Raw genomic sequence first — 18,656 nt, 5'->3', positions numbered from 1 at the left:
TGGGGGGGGGGGGAAAAAAAAGGGGGGAGGAAGACCAAAACAAAAGAAAAGGAAGGACGAAACACACCACACCCCTCCGGGCCCGCCGGCCGCTTGCGGCCGGCGCTTGAATGAGTAAAGAAAGTTCTCACGAGGTATCACGGGCAAGGCGGGTGGCAGCCGATAGACTCCCACTTCAAGTCATGGGACAGGAGAGCGAGCTAATGGCGAGAAGCTACTCTCACCTAACGCTCAAGCAACTGTTCATCACCTCGGGTCACTTTTGCGCGTTCCCTGGTTGCTCCATCCGTATCGTCGAGTACTTCCCTGACGGCCCAGTCATTTTGGGCGAGATCGCCCATATTGAAGGCTCAGCCGATACCGGCCCACGGGAGAATGTGAAGCTCGACAAGAAGAAGCGCGACCACTACTCCAATCTTGTCGTCCTGTGCGCACACCATTGACTATGGCAGCGTAAGTCGGACCCACCGGGGCAATCTAGGCGGGACCCACTTGGTCGTTGCCGGGGTGCCTGCGGCAATCTAAGCCGGACCCACCTCCACCGTTATCGGAACTGTGATTTCCGATTGCTGAGGGTGGAGGACGGATGGAGTCTCGGGTGGATGTGTTTGCTCGGATCCGACGTGATGCGCGCGTTGAGGGGTTGGGGATTCGGGCGCTGGCCCGCCGGCACGCGGTCGGCCGGCAGACGGTTCGACAGGCGCTCGAGTCGCCTGAACCGCCGCCGAAGAAGACGCGGGTGCGGTCGGCACCACGGCTGGACAGGTTCAAGCCCCTCATCGACGAAATGCTCCGTCAGGACTTGGACGCACCGCGGAAGCAGAAGCACACCGCGACGCGCGTGTTCGACCGGCTGATTGCCGAGCACGGGGCGACGGAGCTTTCCTACTCGACGGTCCGGAACTATGTTCGGGCCAGGCGCCCGCAGATCGATGCGGCGGCAGGCAGACGGGCTGATGTGTTCGTCCCACAGGAGCACATGCCGGGTGCCGAGGCCGAGGTCGACTTCGGTGAGGTGTGGGTGGTTCTGGCCGGGGTGAAGACGAAGTGTCACATGTTCGTGTTCCGCCTCTCGCACTCGGGCAAGGCAGTCCACCGGGTGTACTCGACGCAATCACAGGAGGCGTTCCTCGAGGGGCACATCGACTCGTTCGATGAGATCGGCGGAATCCCGACCCGGCACATCAAGTACGACAACCTCACCGCCGCCGTTCAATCGGTGCTCTACGGCCGCGGCCGGGACCGGATCGAGAACGAACGGTGGGTGCTGTTCCGCTCGCACTACGGGTTCGACTCGTTTTACTGCCAACCCGGGATCAAGGGTGCGCACGAGAAAGGCGGCGTCGAGGGTGAAGTCGGACGATTCCGCCGGAAACGACTCACGCCGATGCCGGTCGTGGGCTCGCTGGCCGAGCTCAACACGCGGATCCGGCAATGGGATGTGGAGGATGATGAACGCCGCATCGCGTCGCGGATCCGCACCGTCGGACAAGACTTCAGCGCTGAGCAAACGAAGCTGGCGCCGTTGCCGTTCGAGCGGTTCGACCCAGGGCTGACGTTGCACCCGAGGGTTGACCGGTCGGCGCTGATCACGGTGCGGATGGCGAAGTACTCAGTCCCCGCGCACCTGATCGGCCGCAACGTCCGAGTGTCGCTGCGGGCATCCGAGGTCGTTGTCTTCGACGGGCACGCCGAGATCGCCCGCCATGAACGCGTCGTCGCTCGCGGCGGCCACGCCGTGAATCTGGATCACTACCTCGAGGTGCTGCGGCACAAGCCCGGCGCGTTTCCCGGGTCCACGGCCCTTGCCCGTGCCCGCGAGTCGGGCGCGTTCACGGCCACGCACGATGCGTTCTGGCAAGCGGCCCGCAAGGTCGACGGCGACACCGCCGGCACCCGCGCCCTCATCGACGTGCTGCTCCTGCACCGGACCATGCACGCCGCCGACGTGATCGCGGGCATCCGTGCCGCTCTGACCGTCGGTGCTGTGTCCGCTGACGTGGTCGCGGTCGAAGCTCGCCTGCACGCGGCTGGGTCCGGCTTGGGCCGGCATCTCGTTGAACAGTCACCACCCGTCGAGCAGCGTGTTGTCAGTCTGACTCAACGCCGGCTTGCCGACCCCGCGGCGGTGATCGCCGGACTCCCGCCGGACACACGTCCGCTGCCGTCGGTCGCCGGCTACGACGAACTCCTACCGCGACGAGCACGACCCAACATCACTGGACCATCCGCCGATCGAGAAGGAAGCACCAGAACATGACCTCACGAGCTACTGCTGTCACCACTACCTTGCGCCGGCGGCGCGGGCTGACCGAGGAAGCTGCGTCCGCTGCCGTCGATCAAGCTTGCAGGCGGCTGCGGCTGCCGACCGTTCGTGCGGTGGTCGATGAAGCGCTCGAGACTGCCAATCGGGAGCAGCTGTCCTACCAGGGCTTCCTCGCTGAGTTACTCATGGCCGAATGTGACGACCGGGACCGGCGCTCCTCTATCCGTCGTGTCAGCGCGGCAGGCTTCCCTAGGAACAAGTGGCTCGGGGACTTCGATTTCGATGCGAACCAGAACATCAACGCTGCGACGATCCACCAACTCGCAGCTGGTGACTGGATTCGGAAGGGCGAGCCACTCTGCCTGATCGGTGACTCCGGCACAGGCAAGAGCCACCTTCTGATCGGGCTTGGCACTGCGGCCGCGGAGAAGGGATACCGAGTCAAGTACACGCTCGCGACGAAGCTGGTCAATGAGCTCGTCGAAGCCGCCGACGAGAGCCAGCTCGCCCGCACCATCGCGCGGTACGGACGCGTCGATCTTCTCTGCATTGACGAGCTCGGCTACATGGAGCTCGACCGTCGCGGCGCCGAACTACTGTTCCAGGTCCTCACCGAACGAGAGGAGAAGAACTCCGTCGCGATCGCATCAAACGAATCCTTCTCAGGTTGGACGAAGACGTTCACCGAACCGCGCCTATGTGCCGCAATCGTCGACCGGCTCACCTTCGGCGGCAGCATCATCGAGACCGGCACCGACTCCTACCGGCTCGCGCACACACGACGACTCACCGACGCCAGTTAACAAGCCCGACCTGTCGTATCAAGGCGAAGCCGATCTGCCGGCGGTTTGCGAAAGCAATCGGCCACGAGCAGCTGAGAAAGGCCTTTACCTGCATCAACAGTTCTTCCAATGCCAAATTGGTCCACTGCTAGCGGTCCTTGAAGTACCGAAAGAGGTTGCGGCGACGAATGAGCATGCCAGCAATGAGGCTGCCCAGGATCGCGCCGACGATCGTTGCCAACACGATCGGAATCGACGCCATCCTAATCACTTCCGCGTCCGATGGCGCTTGTTCAGCGGACGTTGCCAGTGCGACGGAGCCTGCCAAGAGGGCAACAGGCAGGGCGAGCCAAAGAGCCTCGACGGTGAGCATCAACAGAAGCGAAGCGCGTCTTACGCCCGAGTGCAAAGCCGACGCCAGTTCCACTCGTCGGCTGTAGACGACGCTGAGGAGCAGGAGCGCCGCGCCGATAAGTCCGACCAGGGGTCCGTAGCGAGTCAGCCGGCCCGCGAAAGCCTCCGGACCATTGAATGTTCGGCCCAGCGATGAGTTGAGCTGGGTCAGCTGTACTTCGGTCTCACGGGGCGCGTTCACAGAGACGACTGGTGCGGTGAATGAACTGGGGTCGGAAAGCGATGGCCAGATATCAACCCAGCATTCGTCAAAGGGACCGCTCGCCGTGACGGGCACTATGACTGCGTACTCTAGATCGCTGCGTCGACCGTCCGGCGGCCAGTCGTAGATGGCTGCCACGCGGGCTTCGCCAGTCGTTGTAGAAACTGAGTCACCGGGTGACAGCGCCAATTCGTCCGCTACCGCACGTGAGAGCACAAGCCCGTCGTTGGCTGGCCTGGCGTGGATCAGCCTGAGCAGGCCAGGAGAACCTTCAAAGCTGAGGATGCTGTTCGAGGGGAGTGCGTCGAACCGGATGCGCTGCTCGCTTTCTCGGAGGGCTCCGGCTTCGGCCACTGCTCTCGTACGTGGCATTCCATCGCAGGCGCGGGCGTCGATCTCCGCGGCCGCGTTGACGATATAGACCGATGCACCAGTCGTCCGAAAATTCTCGGCTTCGTCAACGAGCTGACCAATTGCACGAGTTTCTAAGACGACCAATCCAATGGTGATGAGAGAGAGCACGCACAAGACCGCGAAAGAGCGTAAGGGGCTCGCGAATGCATTTCGCCACGCCTCGGAGAATATTGAAGACGCTCTCATCCGAGACCGCCAAGCTCAATGCGACGGGAGCACTCATCGCGGACTCGCGGATCGTGCGTGGCAATCATTACAATATGGCCGGCTTCTGCGAGACCGTCCAAGATTGAAATAACTGCCTCGGCGCTGATGGCGTCCAACTGCGCCGTGGGCTCGTCCATAAGGATCAGATCAGGGTCGCAGGCGATCGCTCGTGCCATCATCAAGCGTTGTGCCTCGCCTCCGGATAGTTGTCCGAATGTGTGATCGCTGACGGCCTCAAGGCGCACACGCGACAGCAGTTCACGCGCACGCGTTTCAGCGTCCCGACGGCGTGCACCCTTCGCGAGCAAAGGAAGCACCACGTGGTCAACTGCCGTGCGACCAGGGACACCGTGCGGATTCTGGAAGACCCACTGGGTCGTGTTGATCCCGAGCGCCTCCAACGTCCCCGCGCGCGGATCGGCGAACCCACCGAGAATGCTCAATAGTGTGCTCTTTCCGCTCCCAGATGGCCCCGTGATCGCGACTAGGTCACCACCCTGAGCTTTGAAACTCAGCCCACTAAAGAGAGGGCGGTCGACGTCGAACCAGTGAGAGAGCCCACGCGCCGTCAGTTGCACGTCATCCTCGACGAGGAATCTACGATCGCTACGTTCGGGGGTAATGTATCGGCCAACGTACGAATGAGCACCCGACCCAATGTTGACGCCACAACCTCGACCGCGTACTTCCGGTCACCGTCAGACACGCATGAAGCGTCGGTGCCTGCGCCAATCAGGGCGCTAGCCGGGACTGCGCTGACCGCGATGGGGGCGGCAAGCTCGAATGCGGCCGTTAGTTTCACGTCTCCACCGCTTGAGACAACTGCCTCATATTCAGGTGTGGCGAGGATTCGGGCAATAGCGTCTGGAGCCGTCACCGTGGTACTGCCACTCGGAACAGAGACTTCAACATCGCCGACTCTCAAGACCCGCTCACCATCAATGGTGATCGCGTTGGCCCCTTTGATAGCAAAGCCACTGACGGTACCGCCGAGCTGAGCAACCGGAGCCCCCGGTGACACAGCCACACCAAGCTGCGATGGGCAGGCGTCGACCGTGACCGAACTCGTCGGTAGCCAGATGACATCAGCCAAAGGCAGAGTGCCTTCTGACTCGAGTCCATTCGCGATGCGAAGTGCACGCATTTGGGTCGAAGTGCTGGTGCCGAAATATTGGTCAACATCGACCGGGTAGCCGAGCCTGGTCAGCTCATTCTCAAGCGCCTGCACATCGGCGCCTTCATCTCCCGGCTGGAGGTCGCGCCACAGCGGAATACTGGTATGCAAGAGCATCACCGGCACTCCGTCTATGGCTATCGGTGCGGTGCCAGAGTTCCAAGACGCTCCAGGTGCGCAATCGACGGCAGTCAGAACGCCCGAGCGGTAGGGGGCAAGGCCACGACTGGGGGTCTGCTCGGCGACGAGCTCCACACTGATCGGGTCGCCATAATCAGAGGATTCGACCGGCACGATTACGGGCCCCGTGTGCGCTTCCAGCGTCGAGGGCGACGCGGCGGGGACAGCAACCACACCTATGCCGATACCGCAGGAAAGGGCTACGAGGCCGACAAGGATCGCGGTCCCGGCCTTATCCGTGCGGGTTGGTGAGGCACTCGAAGGCTTCGGGCTGGTCTGGGCGGAATTCTGGCGACTCACTGAGCTCTTTCTCGAGATCGTCTACATCGTAGTCGTCTTCCACAATGCCGTTCCGAATGAGGCAATCGACTGCGGGCGCTAGTGGATCGCCATTTGACGGATTCTGCAGCATGTTCACGTAGAGCGGCTCAATGAGGTTCTTGGTACCGAACAAGCATGTCTCCTCTGCCGATGAGACACTGGTGCCGTTCCCCGCTGGATACGAAATCGCGTACTGGTAGCTCCCCGAGGCCTGAAGCTCTGCCGACGCCTGTAAGCCGGATTCATTGAGGCAATCGACATAGCGCTGCGCGGCTTCGTCGTACTCCTGCCGAGATATCTTGCCGTCAGCAAGGACATCACGCTCGAAATCTGATGTCGCCTCTTCGCGCGCCTGTTGGATTTCCGCAGAGTACGGAGCGTCCGACTTTTCAGTGGCTTGAGCCGCGCAACCTGTGACGCTCAGAATGAACGCCACAGGCAGCACGAGCTGAATTGCTCTGGGCATGCTCTAGAACGATACCCAGCTACTACCGTCGCGGCGGAAGTCGTGGCCTGAATCCGAGCCGTTCGAGTTCGTGACGGACGACGACGAGGCCTGCGCGCCGGTGTAGTGCGTGGGCGCAGAAGAGATGTAGCGCCAGATGCCTGCCTGGACCCAGGCACATTGACCGCCACGATCGAAGACGTACGTCGATGTCGACGTCTTCGACGGAGTCGGCAAGCATCCGGCTTGTTGCCCTGCCTGTGCCGGTGCCGCGAGCCCCAACGTGGCCGCGAGAATCAACGCCCCGGTGAAACCAATGGAAAGTGCCTTGCGCATACAACCCCCCAAAATTATGCCTAGCGGCGTCGCTAGGCACTGAAAGGCTGACCAGTCCCGGCACGTTTGGCAAGTCCTCTCAAGAGCCGACTCGAACCAGCTCGGCTAGCACCACTATGCTATCGCGGCATTTGCCAAGGGCTATGCCTCCCACCGTCTAGAAATTCACCACGAGGGCAACATGCTGCAGCGGCCTGACGGTCAAGCTTCAATGTGAACCAACTGTTCGGCAAGACAAAGGACGTCGCCGAACCCGGCGCCGCCGGTGCGGTGAACAACGACACCATCTAGGTGTACCCGGCCATCAGGTCTAAACGGTGGCCTCATCGAAGATGTCAGGCCCAACCCTGGCCGCGATGAGCGTCTGGGTGGTCTCCCCTTAGATTGCCAACCTGGTCCTGAACTCGGTTGACATTCTCACACCATCATGCGCTGGTTGATAAGCGTGATGCTGAATACAGCGTCGAACAGCTGCGTGCCTGGAAGGCAAGCGCTGAGCGTGCCACGCAGGAGCGCCTCTCGCTAGGCGCTACAACAGTGTCGTTCGCGGAACTTGAAGTTGTGTGCAACGCCTTTGCTGACGGCGCCATGGGAATGAGCTCGACACCGATGATCGCGGTGTCACCTCAAGAGAAGATGGTCGCGAATGATCTGACCGACGCAGCCAAACCGACAATGACGATTGGGCTGGCTCAGGCACCCCTTGTAGCGGACTACATTCGCCGACAGGCCCAGCTAAACAATCGGTTCCCCGAGCGGCTGCGTTCAGGCTTTGTAGCCGAATACGACCGTCTGCACGTCGACGACGTTCGCGGCGATGCGCTCTTCTTCTCGTTGATTGATTTCGGGACCTCCAGTGTCGTCACACCGCAGACCGACATGGCACGTCTTTTCACTCTTCGTGCTGCCGCAACTGCCGTACTCTGCCATCTGTTTGAAGTCTGCGATGTCTTCGAGGCACCCGCATGATATTGCCAACCAAGTACGTGCCTGCGGCCGACAGCATCTTAGGTCGGGCGGGATCTCTGCTTCCTTTGCGACACACGAACCCGACGGTGAGTGAGCTGTGGCACGCGTTTCGGGCGGCGCAGCCCGACGCATCTTTCGACACGTACACAGAGGCCTTGACGCTGCTCTTCATGATGGGCGTAGTCGAACTCGAGCGTGGACTCCTCAGATGGCGGGTTTGAAATGCGACTGAACTCACTTACTGCCAACTTCGACGAGTTTCGCCCCGTTACACTTCGCGACGGCATGAACATTGTTGTGGCAGATCGCTCGAAGGCCGCCACGAAGACCGACTCAAGAAACGGTCTCGGCAAGACAACCGTCGTGGCACTGATTGACTATTGTCTCGGTGCAAACCTCAGTCCGCGGATTGAACAGATGCAAGGACGCGGTTGGGTGTTCACCCTCTCCCTAACGAGCCGCTCGGGAGTGGAACTTTCAGCCTCTCGAGGACCAGACGAGTCGGGCACGATCCGGGTGCAGGGCGATCTCATTGCTGCCGGGATCGTGCCGGCCGACCACGATGGTGATCGGCGTGCGGTCCAAATCAGCCCTCGCGCTTGGACGGATTGGCTTCAGCGTGAGACGTTTGTCAGAAGCGGAATGCCACCGAAGCCGCCATCATTTCGCAGCCTGATGCGGCATCTTTCTCGCTATCGTACTGATTCCCTCATTGATCCATTCCGCACGCTCGCGAACCAGCGGGCCGACGCGGTTCAGTCAGAGAACGCGTATCTCCTGAACCTCGACTGGCGATTCGCCAAGGAATGGGCGGACCTGCGTGAACGGAAGACACGGCTGGCGCTCGCGGACGATCCTGATACGAGCATCGAGAGTCGTATCGCCGCGTTGGAACCGAAATTGGTTCGCCTTCAACGGCAGGCGAGCAAGTTGCGGGTCGAGGTCGAGAGTTTCTCGATCCTTCCCGAGTACAGGTCCGTGGAGACCCGCATCAACGACGTTGCGAAGGCCATGAAGGGTTTAACAAACGAGAACATCGTCGATCGTCAGAAACTTGCGATGTACGAAACTCAGACTCGCGAAGAGTTCTCGAGCAGCAATCTGCGGGTCGAGGAACTGTTCACCAGCGCGGGCATAGCGCTCGGCGAAGCAGTCGTGAGGAGCCTGGATGAGGCAGCGGAATTCCAGAGACAAGTAGCTGCCAATCGGGTTGCGTATCTGGCAGATGAAACTCGGCGGATCAAGGAGCGTATAGCGCAGCGTGAGACCAAACAGGTCGAACTCTCGCTCAGGCAAGAATCGGATCTTCAACTCCTTAGGTCGGGTGGAGCGCTGGAAGACTTCGCCGCGCTGCAGCAGCGACTCTCGGTTGTGCAGACAGAAGCCACCGAGACGGAGCACCAGATTCAAACCCTGCGTGAACTCAGCGAACGTAAGGCCAAACTGAAGTCCGAGGAGCTCGACCTCGTGGCGAGAACCAATCTCGACCTGCAAGAGCGATTCGACCGTCGGTCCGGAATCGTTGCACGCTTTGGTGAGATCATGGAGGCCCTTTACGGTGAAACCGCCGACCTCAGAGTTGCCCTTGGAAAGGGAGGGCTCCAGTTCAAGACAACCCTCCCGAGAACTGGCTCCGGTGGCGTTCACCTTATGGCGATCTTTGCGTTCGACATTGCAGTCAGCGAAGACCTGGCACGCGACAATCGAGGACCGGGGTTCCTTCTGCACGACAGCGCGATCTACGCGGACGTTGACGAGAGGCAAGTTGCCCGCGCTCTCGAGATCGCCTCTGCGTCAGCACTGGAGTTCGGGTACCAGTACATCGCGACTATGAACAGCGACAAGGTTCCGTGGAACGAGTTCACAGATTCGGCAGTGTTTAGCGAGGCCGTTGTGCTCACACTTCACGACGGCGACGCCAGCGGAAGTCTGCTTGGACAACGCATCTCGCCTTCCGACGACAAAACCGATTAGTGCGACCTTCACCTTTCACCGGAGTCGGCACGGCCCCTGCCATTGCCTCAGATCCACGGGGTCCGAACGAGTCGTCCAGGGCACTCCGGCGCTAGTCTCGGCGACATGGCAATTCACATCCGCACCCGGACGTCTGCTGATTTCACGCAACGGGCGGACGAGATGGCGGCCTTCCTTGTCGCGTTCGAATCGCTCCTCGAGGTGACTGCTCCGACGCCGATGATGCCCGTCGTCAATAGCTGGGAGGCTCCATTGGCTGGAAAGCAAGACGACTTCGAGAAGCGAAAGCGGTCCGTTGCCGCTGCGTCTGGCCCCGCCCAGGTGGGTGCTGCATTGACGAACACGTACATCGCAATCCGCGACGAGGCTGGCGCGCCCCTGAAGTTGAGTCCAATCGCCGCATGGCTGAACATCACACAGCCCAAGGCGATGCTTCAACGGGATGACATCCTGAGCGCTGCAGTCGCGGCGGAGTCAAGACTACGTTCGATCGCCGAGCAGAAGGCTCGGGAGGAGCGCTCGTTGGCCGGGAGGATCGCGGCGGTTGTCCGCTTCCCTCAGAACGTACGCGAGCTTGCGGGGTTGAGATCCGACAGTGCAGGCGGTCGTGTGGCGCAGTGGACACTCAGCGGCGTCCTCTTCGCGCTCGCGACAGGCTTGGCTGCAAGTGCACTCTGGGTGCCGTTCGCCCTTTGGTTAGGACTGCGATGAGTGCGCGTGACGGCGCCCGTTGGCGACCTTTCCGGAAGAAGCCACCGCTCTCGGCCGATCAACGCGCCGTCAGGGAACGGGCGGTGCTGATTGAAGCCCTCGCTAAGGAGGTCGACCGACAACGCGACTCGCACGCTGCTCGAGCCGCCGGTGTCGCCACCCGGGCGTCGATCCTCGTAGCTTCCGCGAGTATCCTGACTGGTTTGCAGGTCAACAGCGAACCATCGGTTTGGTTCATCGTTGCTGTCGCAGCGGCCGCGGGAGCCGCAGGCCTCGGTGTCGTCGCTCTGCTGCCGCGGCTTGGGGATGAAGTCTCGATCGCTGCGGCAGAGGCCGCGTATTGGAACAATGACGACGTGGAAGCCATTCGAAACTTCACTTCGTACAAGGTCGCGATCTTGAAGCAAGACGAGCGTGCCTTGCTATGGCGGCGTATCGTGCTAATGATCGGGTTTGCGCTGCTTGCTATCGCTCTGATTGGATCGGCACTTCATCTCGCGCTCGACGTCCCACCCACCGTTTGATCGGAGCAATCATGGGAAATAGCGGCAAAGAACCTGGCACGCCCCCGCCTCCTGCGCCGCCACCTCCGGCTTCTCCGCGGGTAGTAAAGGAGTCGCCGCAGGCAACGCCACCGCCGAAGCCCACGACCCCCGAGCGCTGAGTGCGCACGCCTCCGCACATACATGAGCTGGGTATGTTGACACGTCGGCGAGCAGACCATCCACCAACACCCTTGCGCGCAGTACGGCGGCCCGCTCTACCGGCATGAGCGTCTAGCTGCGCGGTGACAATTGGCCAATACTGCATATGCAAGGTTGTGGTGCTTCCGCGCGCGATTCGCATTTCACACCCACCTACTTCGCGGCATTCGCACGATCACCACAGCGATCTCCGGTCGCCCAAACCACCTCAGCGTGGCCTTTTCGTCCGTCGCGAGCTCAAGACGCAATGCGTGGATTCCGCTTACGAGGTTTCGCGGCTCCTTCTCGTACGAGTCGTAGTTGGGTAGGAGCAAACCAAGAACCTGCGACACCTGCAGAGATCCGGCCCACTCAAATCGGACAAGCTCTTGGTGCCCCACCCACCCGTCGGTCCACTCGGCATCGCCGAGATTACCGCGGATGCACTCGACGATCTCTCCCAACAAGGCGTGTGCAGGACTCGCCTGAATCTCCGCCGCCTTCGTCTCGTCCCAAGGGACAGGGAGCGCCGTCTGTATCTGGCCTTCAAGATCCACGAGGAAGGGGAGATTTCCCCCGATCGAGGCGAGCGAATCGTCGCTTCTCGACGGTGAAACCCCCTCGCGTCGTAGCTCGACATCAATCGATGGCGCTAGACCGAATACATCGGCTGGCTCAAGACTCGGGAATCCCTCAAGCACGGGTTCAAGGCGCGGGGAGTCCGACAGTAGATTGCGGATCGCCTGCACGGTCGTGTCACTGTACCTCCGACGAAGGCCAGCAGGGGAGACATCCTGTGCACGGGCAAGTTGAGCAAAGTTCGGGCGCGGATCCTGGAAGACATGCGCATACGCCGTAAGGAGCGATCTGAGATCCGAACTTACGCCGTTTAGCCGTTGGGCGTGCCGCAGGAGAATTTCTGCAGAGTCTGGCGCGGGTGGATTAACGGTCGAAGCCGTAGTCAAGTACCAGCTCTCCCGCTTTACGGCTGCCATCAGGCGGTGGACAAGGCGCTCGACCACTTCTGGATAACCCAGCTCAGACTTCATACGTCGATCGTATCAACAGATGGCGTCACTTCACATCAACATTCGCCGGTTCTTGACTTTTGTTAATGTCTGTTCAATACTTCTGTCATGTACCGCAGACGTCGGTACGGGACAGGAGAACTGACATGGCTATTCATAACGGAATCCCCGTTGAGTTCGGCGCCTTCTTCCCCGCCGGAGCCTTCATGGTCGGCGAGGTCGAGCAGGTCATCGAATGGACAGCTGACGGACAACAGGCCGGCCAGCAGCACGACAAGCTGAGCGGCAAGCCGATGTGGACGGTGCGGGTCATCGACGCCGATCCGAATGCACGCAAGGGTCAAGGTGAAGTCAGCGTCAAGATCGCTTCGGTCGTCGCGCCGACACCGCCGCCGGAGATGAACGGTCTCCCGTTCCGCCCCGTTCTCTTCGACGGACTCTCGGTCACGCCATACGTCAAGGAAGGTGGCGGACGACCCCGCGTAGCCTTCTCACTTCGTGCAACCGACATGAAGCCGGCAGCCTCGCCGAAGCGCGGTGAATGATGGCCGTCGATCTCAGGGGCGAGTTCCGATGGTGGGGCATTGCTGTCGCTGACACCTGGCGGCAACACAAGGCACTCTCGATCGGCTTCCTGATCGTCGCAGTCACGCTTAGCTGGCTCGACGGCATTCCGATCGCTCTCTGGGTCATTGTCGCCTTTTGGCTCGGCGTGCACATGCTGCGCCGGTACCGCAAGCAGATGACACTTGCGGATCACGAGCGCCAACGCCGCAGCCACGCCTACGTCCAGTGGCTCTCGAGCGTGTGGCCTGAGCTGATGCTTCGCCTCGGATGTGCAGTACAGGTCACAAACGGCCCTCGGGCGGTCCCGGCATTCACGACCTATTCATGGGGTGCCGGCGTGCTCTGGATGAGCGTGACGCTTCCTCTCGGCATGACGCGGGAGCAGCTCGAGTCGAAGGCGGATGCAATCGCCCAGAGCCTCGGGGCGCGCCGCATATCAGTGTCAGCGGCACCCGACGGAGCGACGGTCATGGTCGCGTTCAGCGATCCGCTGGAACAGGTGTTCACCGTGCCGCCGGCCACATCTGTCGACCTGAGGGCGATACCGCTGGGGCTTCGCGAGGATGGCTCGCCGTGGACGATGCGTCTTGGGCCGCACACTCTCGTCGCCGGCTCCTCCGGCTCGGGCAAGGCCTCGCTGGTGTGGGGGCTCATCCTTGGGCTTGCCTCGGCGATTCGATCCGGACTGGTTCAAGTGCATGGCATCGACCTCAAGTCAGCGATGGAACTCGGGATGGGTCGTGAGCTGCTGACGAGATTCGGGCACACGCCAGAGCAAGCTGTACAACTCCTCGAGGAAGCTGTCGCGAGCATGCAGGCACGGGCGCTTGAGCTCTCGGGTTCGACTCGGCAACACGTCGCGACCATCGCGAGTCCGCATGTCGTTGTGCTCATCGATGAGATGGCAGCCCTCACGGCTTACCAGTCCGACCGCGAACTGATGCGACGCGCCAACAACGCAATCGCTCTGCTCTGTTCCCAAGGTCGCGCAGTCGGCTACACCGTCTTCGCGTGTATGCAGGATCCCCGCAAAGAGACGCTTCCGGCTCGGGGCCTGTTCACTCAAACTATCGGACTTCGTCTTCGTGACGCGATGGAGACGGCGATGGTCCTCGGCGAAGGCATGCGCGACAAGGGGGCGCTGTGTCACCGCATTCCACCCACAATGCCGGGCACGGGGTACATCGTCCCGGACGACGGCAGCGACCCTGTTCGGGTCCGCGCTGGAACCGTCACTGACGAGATGATCCGCTCTGCTGCTCGCGACTTCGCGGCACCGCATCAGGTTCCTGTCGTGACCCCCGAGCCCGCTGCGGCTGAACCGGCCACGGCGTCACGATCGCGCCGATCCCGGCGCGCATCCAGCCGATCCCGGCGCGCATCCAAAGGAGAAGAAGCATGATCATCACACGACGACTCGCGCTCATCGCGGCACCGTTCGCGCTTGCACTCGGTCTCGGCGCCTACGCCGCCGGACATACGATCGGCGCCACCACATACGACGCTCGATCCACTTCGTACGCGGCCGGCTACGACAAGGCCAGGCTTGACTTCTGCAACCTGCAGCTCAATGGCGGCGAGGCCGTCGCACTCGACAGCCGCCGTGTCCCGGGCCTCGACGACAACCTTCTCGCGGCAGATGCAAGCTGCGAAGACTGGCAGATCACTGCCTGGAACGCCGCTCAAGAACGGGCTGGCGACGATCGACGCGCCTGCCGATTCGACGAGCGACAGGCGCTGGTCAACGACCGGCTCGACGTCACCCCCTGCGTTGCGCCTGTGGATCTGAACCGATCATGACGTACGTCGAGGAGGTAACGAACCGGCTGCGCCGGCCTGACTTCGAGCGCTGGATGGACCAGGCCTCGAGCACGGGCTTCTGCGCGCAGCCGGTTCGCCTCGTCGGCTCGTCGACGACGTTCGACACCCGCACGGGCGACCAGATCGCCCACTACTCTTCCCTCACCGAGCCCGACGGAATGACTTATGTTCGTTGCGGCAATCGGCGCGCAGTGCGCTGCCCGTCGTGCAGTCACGAGTACAAGGCCGACATGTGGCATCTTGTCGTCGCTGGTGCTGCCGGCGGCTCCAAAGGCGTGCCCGCCTCCGTGTCGGGGCATCCGCTTGTCTTCGTCACACTGACCGCTCCATCCTTCGGCGCGGTGCACGCTGCTAAGAAGCCCGGTCATGGCTCCGCACGCTGCCGCCCGCGTGCCAAGAAGCTCTGCCCGCACGGCCGCCCAACTTGGTGCATGGCCATCCACGACCACGACTCCCCCAGCATCGGCGAGCCACTTTGCCCCGATTGCTACGACTACGAGACACACATCGCCTGGCAATGGCACGCGCCCGAACTGTGGCGGCGCTTCATCATCAAGCTTCGCCGTGACCTTGCCTCCTCGCTCGGGCTGAGCGAATCAGCCTCGCGAAAGGTCGTGCGGGTGCAATTCGCGAAGGTCGCCGAGTTCCAGCGCCGCGGTGTCGTGCACTTCCACGCTCTGATCCGGCTCGATGGCGACGGCAAGCAGGATGACCCATTCCCTGCACCCCTCGTGCCGACGACCGCCGACCAACTCGCAAAGCTCGCCCAGCGTGCCGCGACCAACGTTGAGGTGTTTGCCGATCCCCTGCCCGGCGAGGCTGAGTCACGCGTTCTCCGCTGGGGTGCCCAGTGTGATGCACGCCCGGTGTACCGGCATGTGGAGACCGAGGATGGTCGTCTGACGGATCGTGCGGTGGCTGCCTACATCGCCAAGTACGCAACGAAGGCGACTGAAGACCTCTCGTCGGATACCTCATCCGTGCCGCGCCCCCATATCGCCACCCTCCGCCACATCGTTGCTCAGGTCGGCCGCACCGCAGCGCGCGACGACGAGAACAGCTATCGGCTACTCGGCCGGTGGGAGTCAATGCTCGGCTTTCGCGGTCATTTCTCCACGAAGTCTCGCCGCTACTCGACGACCCTCGGCCGCCTTCGTTCTGCTCGACGTGACTGGCAGCGCAAGCGAACGATGAAGCCCCCAAAAATCGACTCAGCCAGCGCCGACGATCAAGAAACAACACTCGTCGTCGGGCAATGGTCATTCGCCGGGATGGGTTGGCTCTCTGCTGGCGATGCTGCTCTTGCCGCTGAATCCGCTGCCGCAGCACGTGAGTGGCGCACCAACCGCAGCCGCCGCATGAAGCCCAACAACGAAGAGAGGTGAAGAAGATGGAGAAGCTGATGCTGACCCCCGAGGAGGTCGCGGACGCGCTGGGCATCGGCCGGTCAACTGTGTACGACCTGCTGCGACTCAACGCGATCGCGAGTGTAAAGATCGGACGCTCGCGCCGGGTCCCAGTGATAGCCGTACGCGAGTATGCCGACCGCCTGACACAAGCGAGCGTGAGCCGATGAGCAAGCGTGCCAACGGTGAAGGGTCTGTGTATCAACGCAAGGACGGCCGGTGGACAGGAGCAACCTACGTACTGCTTCCCGATGGCGCACGAACTCGTCGCCAGGTCTACGGCGCGACCCGGGCAGAGGTGGCCGGGAAACTCCGCGAACTGATTACCCAGACGGATCGCGGAGTCCCGATGGCCGGCACATCCTGGACCGTTGAGACCTACTCACAGCACTGGCTTGAGATCGTCGCGAAATCGCTGAAGCCGAAGACGCACTCAGGCTACGACTGGATTGTGCGGAAGTACATTCGTTCGTCGCTCGGCGATGTGAAGCTCGAGAGGCTGACACCGGCACACGTGCGTCGGCTGCACACAGCAGTGGCCGCGACGGGTGTCTCGACGCGAACGGTGCAGCTCACTCATGCAGTGCTGCGGTCGATGCTCTCGGAAGCTGTGCGGGAAGAGCACATCACCCGCAATGTCGCGAGCCTCGTTCGCGCCCCGCGACCCGAGATAACAGAGACCATGCCTTGGACGCCGTCCGAAGTCACCGCGTTCTCCGCGCGTTCGAAACAGCATCGACTGCATGCGCTGTTCCTGCTCGGATACTCAGTCGGCCTGCGTCGCGGCGAGATTCTGGGACTTCGCTGGTCCGATGTCGATCTCGATTCCGGCGCTCTTCACGTGCGTCAGACGCTGCAACGACTGGACGCTGGGCGTGGCATGGTTGTTGGGCCGCCGAAGACGAACCGATCCCGTCGGACCATCCCGCTTCCTCGAGCGGTGGTGAATGAGCTGCATCGGCACCGCCAGCGCCAAGGTTCGGAGCTCGCTGACATTTCGAACCCGAACGCTCTCGGGCTCGTGTTCACGACGACGATCGGCACGCCCATCGAGCCGAGCAACCTCCGGCGAGATTTCGACGCTCTCATCGAGCAGGCCGGTGTACGTCGCATCCGGTTCCACGACCTGCGACACACCTGCGCTTCCCTGCTCTTCGCCCAGGGCGTTCCGCCTCGAGTCGTCATGGATCTGCTCGGTCACACAACGCTCAGCATTACGACTGACCTCTACGCACACGTCATGCCAACGGCCCTCGCTGATGCGGCCTCGGCGATGGACGGGCTGCTGACGGAGGTCACGAAAAGCGTCGAAACGGAGGAACACGATGGATGACAGCTACACCAACGATTTCGGAGTGACCGTCACGTCCGGAGACCTGGTGGTCCTCGAGATCGGCGTCGACCCTGATCGACCGCCGCGCTACAAGGTTGGGCGTGTGTGGTCGGTGACGCCGTACGAGGTTCGACTGGCGTACAAGACGGGTCACGCCGTTGATGACAACTGGTGGCCGATCGGCGCAGTCGTTCACGCGTTCTCACTCGACGAGCTGTTCCCCACAGCACCGGAGGGCTCGACCGAGGTCGCATTCAATGTTCTCAGCGACAAGGAGTTCAGCGGCGCTGAGCACGCGAAGCTCATCATGAACGACTTCGACGCGCGGCGGCGAGGCCCGGTCGTCGAGATCTCGGTCGACTACTTCGACACAGTCGCACTCAAGATGTTCTGGTCGGCAGCGACCATCGTCATGTTCGCGCTGCAGCCACTCCGCCTCTCGATGCGCCTGCAAGATCCGACCCTTGATGCCGACGGCAACCTGGTGATGCTCCTCAGCCGGTTCGACCGGACATCGGTGGATGCCACGGTCGTCCGAAACCAGCTCGACGAGATGGGCTTCCAAGTGGGCGATGTGGACACACCACCGCCCTGGTAGCCCACGGTTGCTGTCACGGTTGCTGTCACTGCTCCGCGGCAATCGTGCAACTACCCATTGCACCAAATTGTCCAACAAGCTGCTGGACAATTGACGAAAGGAAGAAACCCTGATGAACCGCCAGAAAACGAAAACGGCCCGCTTTCGCGAGCCGTTCTCTTACTGTCTCAACCAGTGTGCGCCCGGAGGGATTCGAACCCCCAACCTTCTGATCCGTAGTCAGATGCTCTATCCGTTGAGCTACGGGCGCATGGGATGTCGCCTGCGCTTCGTTCGCGATCAGGCAACCACGTAACTCTAACCCAAGGGTTCGGATCGCGCCAATCGACGGGCACGCACCCGCGGCTCCGCCGGCGGGCATGCATGACGACGCCTGCAGACGCGAACAGAGCCGTCGGCGGGCGGCTCAGCCGCCCGAGTGTTCGGGTCGCAACGCGTCGAGCGCGCTCACCTGCCGGCGGTTCGCGACTTGCCGATAGGAGGTCTCGATGAGCTCGGCGATGAGGCCCCAATCGGAGTTCGGGCCGTCGAGGTCGAGCGCGACCCATCGAGTGCGGTCGTAGTAGGGCGGCCCGAAGAACCGCTCGTCTTGCACGAGTGCGAGGTGCTCGTCGGGGTCGGTCTTCAGCACGATCGAGAAGGGTCGCTCCATCGAGGCGCTCACGTGCACGAAGATCGGTTTCGCGGCCCTGAAGGTCGGCCGACCCCATGCCTCGACCTCGACCGCTTCGGGCAACTCGAGGCAGACGGCGCGCACGCGTTCGACGAGCGGATGCCGCGGGTCGACGACTCGGGGATGCTCCACGCCCGCCACCCTACGCGGCA

At 62.1% G+C, this 18,656-nt stretch carries 21 protein-coding genes and 1 tRNA gene; 14 read left to right on the top strand and 8 right to left on the bottom strand.

Annotated features, from left to right (window positions below; genetic code table 11):
- Window positions 1-182 precede the first annotated feature (182 nt).
- From AC1C2T_RS05630 to istB, 3 genes are all read left to right on the top strand, one after another.
- Window positions 183-443 (top strand): hypothetical protein, encoded by a 261-nt coding sequence (locus AC1C2T_RS05630; protein WP_495384549.1) that lies wholly within the window; start codon window positions 183-185, stop codon window positions 441-443.
- A 143-nt stretch (window positions 444-586) separates the two neighbouring features.
- Window positions 587-2,260 carry an IS21 family transposase gene (istA, locus tag AC1C2T_RS05625; protein WP_495354362.1) on the top strand — a complete coding sequence of 558 codons (1,674 nt, stop codon included), beginning with the start codon at window positions 587-589 and terminating at the stop codon, window positions 2,258-2,260.
- Window positions 2,257-3,069: an IS21-like element helper ATPase IstB gene (gene istB / locus AC1C2T_RS05620; protein ID WP_495354363.1), complete on the top strand. Its 813-nt coding sequence runs from the start codon at window positions 2,257-2,259 to the stop codon at window positions 3,067-3,069. Before istA ends, istB begins: the two co-directional genes overlap by 4 nt.
- Window positions 3,070-3,196: 127 nt before the next feature.
- Here the strand turns inward: istB and AC1C2T_RS05615 are convergent, their stop codons facing one another.
- From AC1C2T_RS05615 to AC1C2T_RS05595, 5 genes are all read right to left on the bottom strand, one after another.
- Window positions 3,197-4,186, bottom strand: a complete 990-nt coding sequence (locus AC1C2T_RS05615; RefSeq protein ID WP_495354364.1) for a hypothetical protein — start codon at window positions 4,184-4,186, stop codon at window positions 3,197-3,199.
- Between the two features lie 74 nt (window positions 4,187-4,260).
- The gene (locus AC1C2T_RS05610; RefSeq protein WP_495354365.1) at window positions 4,261-4,863 is read right to left on the bottom strand and encodes an ATP-binding cassette domain-containing protein; all 603 of its coding nucleotides are present in this window, start codon (window positions 4,861-4,863) and stop codon (window positions 4,261-4,263) included.
- Complete coding sequence (locus AC1C2T_RS05605; RefSeq protein WP_495354366.1) at window positions 4,854-5,753, bottom strand: peptidoglycan-binding domain-containing protein; 900 nt, start codon at window positions 5,751-5,753, stop codon at window positions 4,854-4,856. The genes AC1C2T_RS05610 and AC1C2T_RS05605 overlap by 10 nt, the downstream gene beginning before the upstream one ends.
- A 118-nt stretch (window positions 5,754-5,871) precedes the next feature.
- Window positions 5,872-6,426 (bottom strand): hypothetical protein, encoded by a 555-nt coding sequence (locus AC1C2T_RS05600; protein WP_495354367.1) that lies wholly within the window; start codon window positions 6,424-6,426, stop codon window positions 5,872-5,874.
- A 3-nt stretch (window positions 6,427-6,429) separates the two neighbouring features.
- Complete coding sequence (locus tag AC1C2T_RS05595) at window positions 6,430-6,741, bottom strand: hypothetical protein (protein ID WP_495354368.1); 312 nt, start codon at window positions 6,739-6,741, stop codon at window positions 6,430-6,432.
- A 408-nt stretch (window positions 6,742-7,149) separates the two neighbouring features.
- On the opposite strand from AC1C2T_RS05595, the gene AC1C2T_RS05590 reads away from it, so the two are divergent.
- From AC1C2T_RS05590 to AC1C2T_RS05575, 4 genes are all read left to right on the top strand, one after another.
- Complete coding sequence (locus AC1C2T_RS05590) at window positions 7,150-7,710, top strand: hypothetical protein (protein ID WP_495384548.1); 561 nt, start codon at window positions 7,150-7,152, stop codon at window positions 7,708-7,710.
- Window positions 7,711-7,905: 195 nt separating this feature from the next.
- Entirely contained in the window at window positions 7,906-9,684 is a 1,779-nt protein-coding gene (locus AC1C2T_RS05585; protein WP_495384547.1) for a DUF2326 domain-containing protein, read from the top strand.
- 105 nt (window positions 9,685-9,789) lie between these two features.
- Complete coding sequence (locus tag AC1C2T_RS05580) at window positions 9,790-10,395, top strand: hypothetical protein (RefSeq protein WP_495384546.1); 606 nt, start codon at window positions 9,790-9,792, stop codon at window positions 10,393-10,395.
- An 83-nt stretch (window positions 10,396-10,478) separates the two neighbouring features.
- Entirely contained in the window at window positions 10,479-10,919 is a 441-nt protein-coding gene (locus tag AC1C2T_RS05575) for a hypothetical protein (protein WP_495384545.1), read from the top strand.
- Between the two features lie 323 nt (window positions 10,920-11,242).
- Here AC1C2T_RS05575 and AC1C2T_RS05570 read toward each other — a convergent pair whose 3' ends face one another.
- A complete protein-coding gene (locus tag AC1C2T_RS05570) occupies window positions 11,243-12,127 on the bottom strand; it encodes a hypothetical protein (RefSeq protein WP_495384544.1) in 885 nt (294 codons plus the stop codon).
- A gap of 65 nt (window positions 12,128-12,192) precedes the next feature.
- On the opposite strand from AC1C2T_RS05570, the gene AC1C2T_RS05565 reads away from it, so the two are divergent.
- The 7 genes from AC1C2T_RS05565 to AC1C2T_RS05535 are packed head-to-tail and all read left to right on the top strand — an operon-like array spanning window position 12,193 to window position 17,831.
- Window positions 12,193-12,651 (top strand): plasmid replication, integration and excision activator, encoded by a 459-nt coding sequence (locus tag AC1C2T_RS05565; protein ID WP_495384543.1) that lies wholly within the window; start codon window positions 12,193-12,195, stop codon window positions 12,649-12,651.
- Complete coding sequence (locus tag AC1C2T_RS05560; protein ID WP_495384542.1) at window positions 12,648-14,075, top strand: FtsK/SpoIIIE domain-containing protein; 1,428 nt, start codon at window positions 12,648-12,650, stop codon at window positions 14,073-14,075. The genes AC1C2T_RS05565 and AC1C2T_RS05560 overlap by 4 nt, the downstream gene beginning before the upstream one ends.
- On the top strand, window positions 14,072-14,473 hold the full coding sequence (locus AC1C2T_RS05555; protein WP_495384541.1) for a hypothetical protein: 402 nt from the start codon (window positions 14,072-14,074) through the stop codon (window positions 14,471-14,473). The genes AC1C2T_RS05560 and AC1C2T_RS05555 overlap by 4 nt, the downstream gene beginning before the upstream one ends.
- Window positions 14,470-15,879 (top strand): replication initiator, encoded by a 1,410-nt coding sequence (locus AC1C2T_RS05550; protein WP_495384540.1) that lies wholly within the window; start codon window positions 14,470-14,472, stop codon window positions 15,877-15,879. Before AC1C2T_RS05555 ends, AC1C2T_RS05550 begins: the two co-directional genes overlap by 4 nt.
- A gap of 5 nt (window positions 15,880-15,884) precedes the next feature.
- On the top strand, window positions 15,885-16,070 hold the full coding sequence (locus AC1C2T_RS05545) for a helix-turn-helix domain-containing protein (RefSeq protein ID WP_495385396.1): 186 nt from the start codon (window positions 15,885-15,887) through the stop codon (window positions 16,068-16,070).
- Window positions 16,067-17,233, top strand: coding sequence for a tyrosine-type recombinase/integrase (locus tag AC1C2T_RS05540; RefSeq protein ID WP_495384539.1), 1,167 nt, complete (start codon window positions 16,067-16,069; stop codon window positions 17,231-17,233). The genes AC1C2T_RS05545 and AC1C2T_RS05540 overlap by 4 nt, the downstream gene beginning before the upstream one ends.
- The gene (locus AC1C2T_RS05535; RefSeq protein ID WP_495384538.1) at window positions 17,226-17,831 is read left to right on the top strand and encodes a hypothetical protein; all 606 of its coding nucleotides are present in this window, start codon (window positions 17,226-17,228) and stop codon (window positions 17,829-17,831) included. Before AC1C2T_RS05540 ends, AC1C2T_RS05535 begins: the two co-directional genes overlap by 8 nt.
- 177 nt (window positions 17,832-18,008) lie before the next feature.
- Here the strand turns inward: AC1C2T_RS05535 and AC1C2T_RS05530 are convergent.
- Both AC1C2T_RS05530 and AC1C2T_RS05525 read right to left on the bottom strand, forming a co-directional pair.
- A tRNA-Arg gene (locus tag AC1C2T_RS05530) sits at window positions 18,009-18,081 on the bottom strand.
- A gap of 156 nt (window positions 18,082-18,237) precedes the next feature.
- Window positions 18,238-18,636: an MmcQ/YjbR family DNA-binding protein gene (locus AC1C2T_RS05525; protein WP_495361234.1), complete on the bottom strand. Its 399-nt coding sequence runs from the start codon at window positions 18,634-18,636 to the stop codon at window positions 18,238-18,240.
- Window positions 18,637-18,656: the final 20 nt, after the last annotated feature.

The sequence above is a fragment of the Agromyces sp. Y558 genome (genome assembly GCF_059445415.1).
The sequence above is the reverse complement of the archived record's forward strand: the minus strand, read 5'-3'. Positions and strand labels throughout refer to the sequence as shown.